Raw genomic sequence first — 12,005 nt, 5'->3', positions numbered from 1 at the left:
CCAAAATTTGTTTTCTCTCAAACGACATTTAGATTCGGCTTAGATCAAGCCAATCATAATAATGTTCGTATCGAGAAATCATCAGTTCCTTTGTTTTTAAGATGATTTTTGGATAAAGTGTATGGAGAACCATCTTTTTTGCTTTAATCTAGTTGCTCGATATTCTTCTGGACTTTGGCTTGTTCCGCTCCTAAGTTTATGTCCGACAGACGTGCGGTCTGCCAGACTAAAAAACTCGAACTGCTGATTTTTACGGGTTTTGTTTTTCATGACTGTTCGTTTTCTGATGAGATGAATACTAGGCGGTAGCCACTAAGATTTCGGCCACTCCGTTGGTTGGGTCTACTGCTCTATCGTCATAGACTTCAATATCAGTGGTAAAAGTTCGTTTCAAATCTGTATTCCATATCTCCATCCAGGTATTGATAACGGCATCTTTGGTCAGGTCTCCTTTGGCAGTAAACTGGGCGTAGTTCGATGCCGGAACCATTTTTACCGTAAAGTCTTCAGGAATGTTATCTAAACTGTGAACATTACAACCTATGAGTATGGTATAGGGCTGGGTATGGTCTCCTTCATAATCCGTGTATATAGCATAAATGGTATTGTCTACTTTGTTGGGGATACGATTTACCACATTTTCTGCCATAAATCTTCCCCATAATTGCGGAATGTCCCTGTCTCCCTTTCCAGGTTGGTTTGAAGTTCTGATTGCAATGCCAACAATGGTTAATTCTTCTTTTTTTGTGTTTGTCATGATGATTGCTTTTTAGGATTTATACAAAACTAAATCCAGTTTATGACAAGGGTATGTCAGGGGTGTCTTGTAAGTGTAAATTCAAATTCCATATCCATCAGCTTAAGTTGGCATTTTTAGCTGAAATTCCCGAACTTCACTTATCGTTTCGATATACTTCATTGGAACGAAGCATATCCTAATCGTTAGCGACAAGCAAAGACAAACATCAATGAAAATATCAATCTACGGACTTTTAATATTGCTATTGGCATCCTGTACCGCCAAAACAGGAAGTGGGTTTTCCTTGACTGGAAAAACCAACGGACTCAAAGACGGAACAATGGTCTACCTGGACAATGCAGACAGCCAAACTACCGACCTTATCGATTCCACAGAAATCAGGAACAACTCATTCGTGTTTGAAACAAAATTGCCAAACTCACCTTTACACGTCTTCATTACAATCAATGACGGTTCAAATTACAGATTTTTGTGGTTGGAAGAAAAGCCAATGACTTTTGATGCTTCGCAAAGTAATTTTGAAAATGCAATCGTCGCAGGTTCAAAAGAAGAAAATTTAGCTCAACCCTTACGAAAAGAACTTGAAAGCCTATCAGAAGAAAATCAACGAGAAAGGGAAATAACATTTATCAAGAAGCATCCCAATAGCATCGTAAGCGCAGAAGTACTTTCAACCTATTCAACAACCTATGGTAAAGAAAAGACAAAAGAGCTTTTTGACTTGTTGTCCGATGAAAACAAGTCATCGAAATATGGCAAAATGGTTTCTGACTACATTCAAATACGCGAAGCACCAAAAATTGGCGAACAGTTTGCGGATTTTGAAATGATTGACCAGAATGGAAATTTCCAAAGGCTGTCCGATTTAAAGGGCAAAACCATTCTATTGGATTTTTGGGCTTCTTGGTGTGCGCCTTGCAGAAAAGAAAACCCGAACCTCGTAAAAACGTATAAAAAATTCAAACCGAAAGGACTTGAAATATTTGCTGTGTCCTTAGACGAAAACAAGGAAAAATGGCTCGGCGCAATTGAGAAAGATAACCTGAATTGGTATCACGTTAACGACTTAAAAGGACAAGGAAACAACGCTGCAATGCTTTATGGAGTTGAAGGTATTCCCGACAGTTTTATAATTGATGATAATGGAATTATTGTTGCGAGAGATTTGAGAGGCAAGGAATTGGAAAAAAAATTAGAACAACTCTTGAATTAATCCCAGTTGCTAACACGGTATTTAAAAAATAGCGGTTTAAGTGATAAAACGAAAATATGAACATAAAACAGGAGTCAGTGTAAAACTGATAACTTAGTGAATAAAAATCCACTACTGCCCATACACAAGACCGTTACCTGTAATTCCAGTATAATGAAACTAGAAGAATTTATAAAAGACTATGAAATAGCTTTGGGAACACAGAATTGGAAAAATATTGAACCTCTAATTTCTAAATCTATAAGCGTTACATTCTCGAATGGAACTGTTCATTTTGGAAAAAACAAAGTAAAGACCGCATTTGAAAAGAATTTTAGTAAAATTAAAAATGAAGAATATAAAATTGACAATGTGAGATGGTTGAGTAAAGAAGAAAATTTTGCTGTTTATTTATTTGACTTTTTTTGGACCGGGTTTGTAAATGAAAAATCTGTTTCTGGAAATGGAATTGGAACTTCTGTTTTAATAAAAGAAGATGACAATTGGAAGTTGTTGACTGAACATTTAGGTAGAAAATCGGATTGAATTTAATGAAAACTACAGGTAACCTGGGCTACAATCCATTACTACTTTTTAAGTAACTTCAGACTCATAAATTATTTACTGGTTCGATTTCTACGATTTGAAATTCTTCGAATTTCCCGCTGACTTGTCCTCTTTTGCTATCTTGGTTGCTAACTGCAACTAATCATATACAAAGACGTTATTCAAAATAATATACTCTTATGAAAAACAAATATTGGACTGAATTTCTAATATTCCTTTTAATAACCTTTGTACCTAATGATATAATTGGCCAACAATTGAAAAATGAATCATCAGAAAAAGTACAAATGTCTTGGCTTAAATCACTAAAAAGTTCAAAAAGCTTAGCATCTTTTTATTCGGAAAGTAGTGGAATTATGCTTAATGATGAGTTATATATAGGTTTAGAAGAAATAAACAAACAACTTTTAATCCTAATAAAGAACGTTGGTCAGTTAAATAACTATACCCCTTTCGAGGTTTATCAACTAAGAGAGAATGAAAAATTTGTCCTTGGAACCTATGATACCTCAAATGGAATAACCTTAAGTACAATTATTGGCTGGAAAAATAAAGGTAAATGGACAAAAGAATTTGAAGTAATATATCTCAATGCTGAGTATTCGAATCTCGGCGCTAGTTTAGTTAATCAGGCTAGAGAGAGTTGGGAAAAATATTCTAACCTTCATAGACCCGATTTAATAGTTAATGAAGTTTTCTCAAAAAATGGGAAATACTTTAATCGAGGCACTCTGTTCAAAGGAAAAGAAATAACTGATGCATATTCCTATATGAACAATGAATCATATAAAATCAAACTGGAGTCTTCAAAAGTATTACAAATAAGTAATGATATTATTTATGATATCGGCACATTTGAAGTTGGAGGAAAAGGGCTGTATACTCTTATTTGGAAAAAAGAACTTGACACTTGGAAATTATTGTTAGATTTTAATTTCTAAAAAACTCATACCTATTTACATAAATGCCATGGCCAACAAGGTGCATAGCTCACAGTTGAATTCCTTAATCGGAATTCAACGCGTATTTGCCATCTTTGCGCCACTACCTAATGTTTTATACATTCAATTTCCATTAGAAATGTTCATAACGAAATCATAGCCGAAACCGATAAGTGCATTCTAATTTCTTATCGTTTTTCTTAGTCCAAATAGCACTTATACTACTTTTATTATACAACTTAAAAATAGCTGTCGAGGGTCATATTGTACCATTCAAAAATCTCTGTTACGTCTGTTTTTTTTGGATTTGGTCAATTCAGATAGGGTAACCATTAGTTTGATTTAGATTTTGAGTTGAAAAGCCTTTAACTTCATGTAACAAGTTGATATACCCAACTAAATACAGGTTATAATTTTAGTGACATGCTAATGGTAATATGGATATTGATTTAATCAAGGAAAAACTTAAACAATACCAATCCATTTATGGTTTTCCGCTAAAAGGGCACCAATACGATTGGAGTCCAGACCCTATCTCATTGAACCAAATTCAACAAATTGAAGAGTACTATGAAATAGATTTGCCTTATGAATACAAGCTTTTTCTAAGTACGATTGGTAATGGAGGTTTAGGCCCCACATATTATCCTTTGTATGCTTTGAATAAAAGCATTCAGACCTTTAATCTTTCAAGTTTTAAAAGCCAGTTTCCTTTGGATAAACTATGGTTAAGGTGTGGTACCAAAGAATCATTTTACAAAAACTGGGACCTTGAGGATTTTAATGATAAAGATTTGCCCCTGTATGAAGATTGCCTAGATGATTGTAAAAATGATTTGATTTGGGCAGGAATTTTGAAAGAAGATGATTCCGTTGAAGAATATATCTATGACCTTCAGGATAATTATGAAGAAACCGATGGGACATTGCGTATTGGACATTCCGGATGTGGATTGGATTTTCATTTGGTTTTAAATGGTAAGCATAGAGGGGAAGTTTGGCATAATAGACGAGGCGGAATGGTCCCCCATTCCGCGAACTTTTTTTCATTTATTGAAGAATGGTTGGGTTCTATATTGGAAAAAGCAAATGATAAAACACTTGATTATTATATCAGTAACAACAAGTTGAATGAGGCTCAATTAGCTTTGGATAAATTAAAAGATACAGCCGATATTGCATACACTAATAATAAACTAATCCTGTTAGAGGCCCTAATTGTAGCCAAAGAAAAAAAGGAACTTCCAAGGGTTCAACAATTGGAGAAACTATTGCAAGAAACGAATCCTATTTCACGAGCTATTAATCTGCTGTCATCCTCTAGGAATCATTTTTATGAAAGTGTTTATGATTCATTAGAAGAATTTACCCATTCAGAATTTCAGGAGAAAAAAGGGGAGTTGCTCAAAAGTGGCGTGTTTGATTGGGAATTTAATTACGCATTGAATCAGGCAAAAAAAATGCTTTCGATACTTCCGCAGTGTGACATCATAACCGTAGAAATCTCAATTTTTTATTATGGCTTGGGAGATTTTGAAAAATTTCAGGAATGGGATAAAAAAGTGAAGGAGAACACGTTATTTTCAGAGAATGTTCGGGGCTGTTATGCGCTTTATATGACCAAAGATTACAAAAAAGCATCCAAACTCTTCAAAAAGGCACTATCCATAAAGGAAGATTGGCTGCCTGCACTTTCTAATCTTGGCCTAGCATATGCTTACCTCGCAAGGTACACTGATGCTGAAGAATTGTTTCATAAACTAATTCAAGAACATCCCGACTATGAGTGGTCTTATGTTGGATTGGCAGAAAACTACCTATTGCAAGGAAAGATATCTGAAGCGATTGATTTATTAAAAATTGCAATTAGTGAAAAGGCCTATGATGTCTGGCGGGTAGTCAAAGACCCTATTTGGATGAAATGCTATAATCACCCAAAATATCAGGAATTAATGGAAGAAGAGTTTTGAATTCATCTGTGTTGAATTTTCGTTGATACAAAATAAACGTTTGTGAAATTTGTATTTGTTATGACCAATACATGCTATTTCAAGTCTTTATTGATTCTCTGAGTCTGAATAGCTTCCATTGTAATGGTCATACGACTTATAATACTCTTCCAAAGTCATGTTATGCGATTCAAATTCTTCGTAGGTGTTTGTGACTTTTTGGATATGGTCAATTCGGAACACTCTAAAAGCTTTTCGTAGACGACAATACGCAATTAACAACCATTTTTCCTGGGTGCTGTATAAAGCAAAGGGCTCTATGTCTCGATTGGTGGATTTGTTTTCAAGGGAGAGGTAATCAATGTTCAAAACCTGAAAATTGGTCAATGCCGATTGAATCTGCATGAGATAACTACTGGTGGTTTGACGCGAAAAGTTATCGGTAAAATAGATTCGGTCTTTGAGTAGACTTGCCTTGTCTTTTTGCGAACCTTTTAAGAGCGCTTTTATTTTTAGGATGGCTTCTGAGTAATATTGAACGAAGGAGGCATCCTTGTTTTTCAAGACAAGTTGTTCGGCAGTAATCAATGCGTTGGCCTCATCTTCAGTAAACATCACTGGAGGTAGCTGATAACCTTCCATCATGGAATACCCTTTACCTTCTTCAGTGACAATGGGAACCCCAGATTTTTCCAAAGTGCGTATATCCCGGTATATGGTCCGTACGCTAACATTGTGCTTTTCAGCAAGAGTCTTTGCGGTAACAATCCTAGAGGATTGTAATTGAGTCAATATGGCTGTAAGTCGTGAGAGTCTAGGTTTTTCTTCCATGCTACCTGAAATGGGCTAGGGTACAGGATAAAAGTAGCCATTTTATGCGGTCAAAAAACCCAATGAGATTCAGAAATAGACTCGATGTAGAACAAAAAAGGTCTACGCCTTTGCAGTCAATGATTTAAAGAACACAAATCCAAAACCTAAGAACAACATCAAGTGGAACGGGAAAAGCCCAAAATCATTCAACGGAATAGCACTATACATTCCAAAGAGGAAATAGACCATCAGAGCAAACTCAATGACCATATTTGGAGATAGTTTTTTAGCAAGGTATTTATTTCCTTTCCAGCTATCGGTAAGGCTATTGATATTAAATTTTGGAGTTCTTACAAATTCGCTGCGTTTGCCCATATGACCTTCCAAAACTGCGATGGAGTTGTGCAGGGAAAATCCTAATGCTACTGAGAAAAAGGTAAAAAATAGTTTTATGTAATCCACAAAATTGTCAAAGCTGCTACCTTGGATACTTTTATAAGTAAACCAGTAACAGATGAACAAAATTATTGTGCTGATAATGAAGAAACTGGTGACTTCAAAAATCCAACCCAAATGTCCGTAGGTATTTTTGATGTAGAGCATGGGAATACTCAATAAAGCCACGGTAAAAACACATAAAAACATGGAACTATTGAGCAAGTGCATTACTCCATGAAACTTGGTGCGGAATGGGATATTTTTTGCGGTAATAACGCTCCAAACGGTTTTTCTAAAGTTCTCCGCGCCACCTTTGTTCCAACGAAATTGTTGTGAACGTGCAGCACTGATAACCACAGGTAGTTCTGCTGGGGTTTCAACGTCTTCCAAATACTTGAATTTCCAATTCTTTAATTGGGCACGATAGCTTAAATCCAAATCTTCCGTCAACGTATCACCTTCCCAGTTTCCTGCGTCAAGGATGCATTCTTTTCTCCAAATTCCAGCAGTCCCGTTGAAATTTATGAAGTGTCCTTTGGCATTTCTACCCACTTGCTCTAAGGTAAAGTGCGCGTCCAAAGCAAAAGCCTGAATTCGGGTAAGAGTAGAGTAGTCTCTGTTGATATGTCCCCAGCGGGTCTGAACCACACCGATTTCTTCATCTTTAAAATAAGGGACTGTCTTTTTTAACCAATCACTTTCTGGAAGAAAATCAGCATCAAAAATGGCAATGAACTCTCCTTTGGCAATTTCCAAACCTTCTTTGAGTGCACCTGCTTTGAACCCTTGACGATTTTCTCTTCGGATGTGCTGGATGTCTAGACCGGATTGTTGTAGCTCTTCGATTCGTTTGGCCGTCTCAATTACAGAATCATCTGTGGAGTCGTCCAAAACCTGTATTTCCAGTTTACTCTTAGGATATTCAATCAGGGCAATATTATCCAATAGCCGCTCCATTACGTACTCCTCGTTGTAAATGGGAAGTTGAATGGTAACTAATGGTATTTCTTTTGGGTCTAGAAGATTAAATTTTGGGGCTTCTTCGTTTTGCTTTTTTTGACCAAGATAATTGATCAAAAGATTCAACTGTGCAAGGCTGTAGAAAAAAATCAATATCAGCGCGGTACTGTAAATGGCAATGATGATAAAAGCAATTGTTAGTCCCATTATTTTAAACTGTATTTAAAGATCCAACCCAAAATTTTTACGCCAGCAAATATAGTACCTTTTACGGTACCTGAAACTTTTGAAACACCAATTCTTTGTTTATAACGTACTGGTACTTCGATATATGACATTTTTTTGCGTAAAACTTTCAGTTGCATCTCTACAGTCCAGCCATAGGTTTTGTCCTCCATCTCCAAAGCTTTGAGCTTTTCGTATTTAATAGCACGAAAAGGTCCTAAATCCGTAAATTTTGCCCTGAAAAACAGTTGCATCAGAAAAGTGGCCAATTGGTTTCCAAAAACTTGCTGTGGAGTCATGGAACCTGGTTCGCGAAGTGCTTTTTTTCGTGCACCTACCACAAAATCAATGTCATTTTCCAAAATAGGAGCCACCAGCTTATCCAATTCTTCTGGATAGTCTGAATAATCTCCGTCAATAAATACGATGATATCGGGCTTTTTGGATTGTTGGTCCACATATTCCATTCCTTTTAGGCAAGCATATCCATACCCTTTTCTGTTTTCCGTTAGCACGGTAGCCCCCGCTTTTTCTGCATTTTCGACCGTATTGTCGGTAGAGCCATTGTTCACTACAATGATTTCAGAAACAGAATCTGGAATTTCAGTAACGACTTTGGCAATGGAATCCCCCTCGTTCACCGCAGGGATGATAACTTTAATATTTGCCATTTATTTTAAATCGGAAAGTTTATTTTCTTTCTTGAAGCTTCGGAAATCATACCATTCCTTGATTTTTTTTCCATTGCTATACTTTTGGGCGGACTTCAGCTTTTCGTTTTTGTATTTAAGACAGTACCCATTTTTTACTCCCTTGTGCAATTGACATTTATGATTGATTTTCCCATTTTCATCATAGAACAACCACCATTTTACCATACTTCCCTTTACATAATGTCCTTCCATGTCCAGTTTGCCATCTTTGTTGTAAAAATACCAATATCCAACTTTAAGATTGTTTTTGAAATGACCTTGTTCTTTGATTTTTCCATTAGGGAAGTAGAACTTCCAAAAATCTTCTTTGGAATCCCCTTTTTTCCAACCTTGAGCTTTAATCTCACCATTATTATGGTATTCTCGATGGTACTCTTTATTTATGGAAAAGGGAAAAATAAAAAAAATGGAGAGCAGCAAAACCCGCAACATCTTACTTTGAGTTCACCAATTCCATTAAGTCCACATCATTCCCTAACAAGACCTGATTGCTGTCAATTCTTCCTTGAAGAGGACCATTTTCCAATTTGAGAACGCCTCTTGGGCATACAGCAGAACAGATACCGCATCCCACACAGCTGGAACGTACAATGTTCTCTCCTTTTTGGGCATAGGCACGTACATCAATACCCATTTCACAGTAGGTGGAACAGTTTCCACAGGAAATACATTGCCCTCCATTGGTAGTTATTCTAAACTTTGAGAAGAGTCGTTGTTGGAAGCCCATCATGGCGGCCATTGGACATCCAAATCGACACCAGGCACGGTTCCCGAAAATGGGATAAAATCCGGTTCCTATAACCCCGGAAAAGATGCTTCCAATAAGAAAGGAGTAGTTTTTTCTAAGGGCGCCAGATTTGAATAAAAAGACATGTCCTTCACCACTGAAAAAATGAATGGCAATCAATGAAATGATAATTACAAAATATCCAACAGCACCATATTTAGCATCTTTTTGTAGTTGGTCGCGCTTAAAAATCATAACCCAAGCAAACACCAAGGTCAATAGTGCAGCGACTCCTAAAAGAAAGGTGGTCTTGGTCAACCAATATTTACTAGTATCATTTCCTAAATAGGAATAGATAACTGCAGTGGTCATTAGGGTAACAAAAACCACTACGCTATGAATGACCCAGCGTTCCACTCTCCAGGCCTTTACGGATTTATCACTCAATTGACGGAAAGGGTCACCAATAGTTTCGGCCAAACCGCCACAACCGCAGACCCATGAGCAGTACCAGCGCTTTCCAAATTTATAGGTCAAAAAAGGAGTAATCACAAAAACAGAAAGGATGGCAAAAACGAGCATTGCAAAGCCTATATCGCCAGAGCTTAGAAAGCCTTTTATTCTGTACGATTCAAAGTTGTAATAGTTAAGTGGCCAGATGTTTTTCAAATCCAAAAAGGGAAGACTTCCTCCTTGAAGTACAGAACTTCCATTCAGTCGAGCCATAAATTCTGGAATCAAAAAGGCAAAAGAAGTTTGAAAGAACATGACACTCATAGTTCGTATTCTTTCATAACGATTGTGGCGATATTTCCACATGAATTTTATCCCAAACACTAGTATGGCTACAGTATACAATGCACCATATACAAACCATTGGCTAGCGGGATTACCGCTAAGAGCTTTGCTCAATGGGTCAAAAAGAGCAATTACTCCTTTATTGTCCCCTCCATTTACAAGTCCAAGATATTCGGGAAAAAAATACAGAATCACATAGAAAGTAGTAATGGCAAGACCTGCAATCCAGCCCCAAAACCCAAGGTTGGTAAGCGATTTGAACCAGACCCCATCATTTTTGATTCCAGGATATTTTCCTTTATACTGTTCCCAGGCAAACCATATAGTTCCACCCGAAATGGAAGCCAACGAAAGGGTAAGCCAAAGGGTCTTATTGGGAAAACTTACATTGAACGTAGCCAGCAGTAAGATGGCAAGTCCAAGCATGCCCACGACGGATGCAATTTTTTGATTTAGATTGATTTCTTTTGGAGGCTGGCCGGTAAGGGCCATACTTCTATCGTAAGTGCTCATTATATTAGGGTTGTATTTATGTCAGTTGAAATATTCTTTTGATGCTTTTCTTTTTGGGCTTTATTGAAGTGCCTCTGTCAGAATTGTATTTGGTCAGAATTGCTGATTCATGATGTTTATAGAATTCAGGATCAAAATTGGCATCTGGCAGATGCTGCATTACATAATTAACATCACGTTCTTCAGTCAGCCATCTATCAAACAGTTCATGTCGCATTCGAATTCCGAAGGTATTTATGCCTAGAAACTGTTCCGTTTCCTTATTGTAAGCTACGGTAATACAAAGTTTTTCTGAAGGATGTCTCCAATGAAAATGTGCTTCATAATCTTTCATCCCCCTTTCCGAGAACACCCAACCATAGGTTTGGTATTCGATATCCAAAAATTTGGCGGAATTAAACCAGTGTCCAGGTTTATACTCTATGCGGTTGCCGCAGATGGTTTGCGCCACAGTTTCGCCCATCATTCGTCCCGTATACCAAACAGCTTCAATGGGTCTTCGATTGCCAATGGCCTCGTGTTGTTCGGCACAGTCACCTATGGCATATACATCGGGGACGTTGGTTTCCAAATATCGGTTCACCTTGATTCCTCTTCCCAGCTCAATCCCTGAATCTTTTAGAAAATCCATATTGGGCGTTACACCAGCGGTCAACCCAACCATATCGCAAGGTAATTCTTCACCGGTTTCTGCAATGATGATGGATTTTACCTTGCCATTTTCATCCGAAACGATTTCTTTAAGGTTTGTGGCCAAACGCAAATCAATATGATGCTCTAGAATATGCTCATTGATCATTTGGGATTCTCCTTCAGGTAGAACTCCGTTCCAAAAACTATTTTCCCGAACTAAAAAGGTAACTGGAATATCTCTGGTCCGAAGCATCTCGGCAAGCTCAATGCCAATCAATCCCCCTCCAACGATAACGGCTCTTTTGCAAACCTCTTTATTTGGAGCGTTTACTTCCAACAAATCCAAATCCTGCTTGGAGTATAATCCTTGCACACCATGAAGGTCCTGCCCAGGCCAGCCAAATTTATTGGGTTTGGAACCCGTGGCCAATATTAATTTATCATAATGCAGTGTTCTTGAATCGTCAAGAGTGAGTGCCTTGTTTTCCGTATCGACTTTATTGACAAAAGCGTTTACAAGTTCAATTCTATTTTTCTCCCAAAACCAATTTTCATAAGGTTGGGTATGCTCAAACTTCATGTGACCCATATACACATACATCAAAGCGGTTCTAGAAAAAAAGTAATCGGTCTCGGCAGAAACAATAATGATTCTTTTGTCGGATAGTTTTCGAATATGGCGGGCAGCTGAAACACCTGCAATACCATTCCCGATAATAACAATGTTCTCCATGAGGTATTATTGGTTGTTGGTTGTGTCGTTTTTAAAGATAGAA

Annotated in this window: 12 protein-coding genes; 4 read left to right on the top strand and 8 right to left on the bottom strand. The window is 37.3% G+C overall.

Going from position 1 to position 12,005, the window contains the following annotated elements; all coding sequences use genetic code 11:
• Positions 1-96: 96 nt before the first annotated feature.
• Together ACOKFD_RS09850 and ACOKFD_RS09845 are read right to left on the bottom strand one after the other, a co-directional pair.
• On the bottom strand, positions 97-270 hold the full coding sequence (locus tag ACOKFD_RS09850) for a hypothetical protein (protein ID WP_422857777.1): 174 nt from the start codon (positions 268-270) through the stop codon (positions 97-99).
• A 28-nt stretch (positions 271-298) separates the two neighbouring features.
• Entirely contained in the window at positions 299-757 is a 459-nt protein-coding gene (locus ACOKFD_RS09845) for a GyrI-like domain-containing protein (RefSeq protein ID WP_422857776.1), read from the bottom strand.
• A gap of 211 nt (positions 758-968) precedes the next feature.
• On the opposite strand from ACOKFD_RS09845, the gene ACOKFD_RS09840 reads away from it, so the two are divergent.
• The 4 genes from ACOKFD_RS09840 (at position 969) to ACOKFD_RS09825 (ending at position 5,430) form a co-directional block, all read left to right on the top strand.
• The gene (locus ACOKFD_RS09840) at positions 969-1,973 is read left to right on the top strand and encodes a redoxin domain-containing protein (protein ID WP_422857775.1); all 1,005 of its coding nucleotides are present in this window, start codon (positions 969-971) and stop codon (positions 1,971-1,973) included.
• 153 nt (positions 1,974-2,126) lie between these two features.
• On the top strand, positions 2,127-2,498 hold the full coding sequence (locus ACOKFD_RS09835) for a nuclear transport factor 2 family protein (protein WP_422857774.1): 372 nt from the start codon (positions 2,127-2,129) through the stop codon (positions 2,496-2,498).
• 200 nt (positions 2,499-2,698) lie between these two features.
• Positions 2,699-3,460 (top strand): hypothetical protein, encoded by a 762-nt coding sequence (locus ACOKFD_RS09830; RefSeq protein WP_422857773.1) that lies wholly within the window; start codon positions 2,699-2,701, stop codon positions 3,458-3,460.
• A 437-nt stretch (positions 3,461-3,897) separates the two neighbouring features.
• On the top strand, positions 3,898-5,430 hold the full coding sequence (locus tag ACOKFD_RS09825; RefSeq protein ID WP_422857772.1) for a tetratricopeptide repeat protein: 1,533 nt from the start codon (positions 3,898-3,900) through the stop codon (positions 5,428-5,430).
• 87 nt (positions 5,431-5,517) lie between these two features.
• On the opposite strand, the gene ACOKFD_RS09820 is transcribed toward ACOKFD_RS09825, so the two are convergent.
• The 6 genes from ACOKFD_RS09820 to ACOKFD_RS09795 form a co-directional block, all read right to left on the bottom strand.
• A complete protein-coding gene (locus ACOKFD_RS09820) occupies positions 5,518-6,240 on the bottom strand; it encodes a helix-turn-helix transcriptional regulator (RefSeq protein ID WP_422857771.1) in 723 nt (240 codons plus the stop codon).
• A gap of 102 nt (positions 6,241-6,342) precedes the next feature.
• Entirely contained in the window at positions 6,343-7,827 is a 1,485-nt protein-coding gene (locus ACOKFD_RS09815) for a cellulose synthase family protein (RefSeq protein ID WP_422857770.1), read from the bottom strand.
• Positions 7,827-8,516, bottom strand: coding sequence for a glycosyltransferase family 2 protein (locus ACOKFD_RS09810; RefSeq protein WP_422857769.1), 690 nt, complete (start codon positions 8,514-8,516; stop codon positions 7,827-7,829). Before ACOKFD_RS09810 ends, ACOKFD_RS09815 begins: the two co-directional genes overlap by 1 nt.
• Positions 8,517-8,990 carry a toxin-antitoxin system YwqK family antitoxin gene (locus ACOKFD_RS09805; protein WP_422857768.1) on the bottom strand — a complete coding sequence of 158 codons (474 nt, stop codon included), beginning with the start codon at positions 8,988-8,990 and terminating at the stop codon, positions 8,517-8,519.
• 1 nt (position 8,991) lies between these two features.
• Complete coding sequence (locus ACOKFD_RS09800; RefSeq protein WP_422857767.1) at positions 8,992-10,596, bottom strand: 4Fe-4S binding protein; 1,605 nt, start codon at positions 10,594-10,596, stop codon at positions 8,992-8,994.
• 16 nt (positions 10,597-10,612) lie between these two features.
• Positions 10,613-11,962: an NAD(P)/FAD-dependent oxidoreductase gene (locus ACOKFD_RS09795; protein ID WP_422857766.1), complete on the bottom strand. Its 1,350-nt coding sequence runs from the start codon at positions 11,960-11,962 to the stop codon at positions 10,613-10,615.
• Positions 11,963-12,005: the final 43 nt, after the last annotated feature.

The sequence above is a fragment of the Flagellimonas ulvae genome, from assembly GCF_049333175.1.
Classification (GTDB): domain Bacteria; phylum Bacteroidota; class Bacteroidia; order Flavobacteriales; family Flavobacteriaceae; genus Flagellimonas.
Note: the sequence above shows the minus strand (reverse complement) of the source record. Positions and strands in the feature narration are given on the sequence as shown.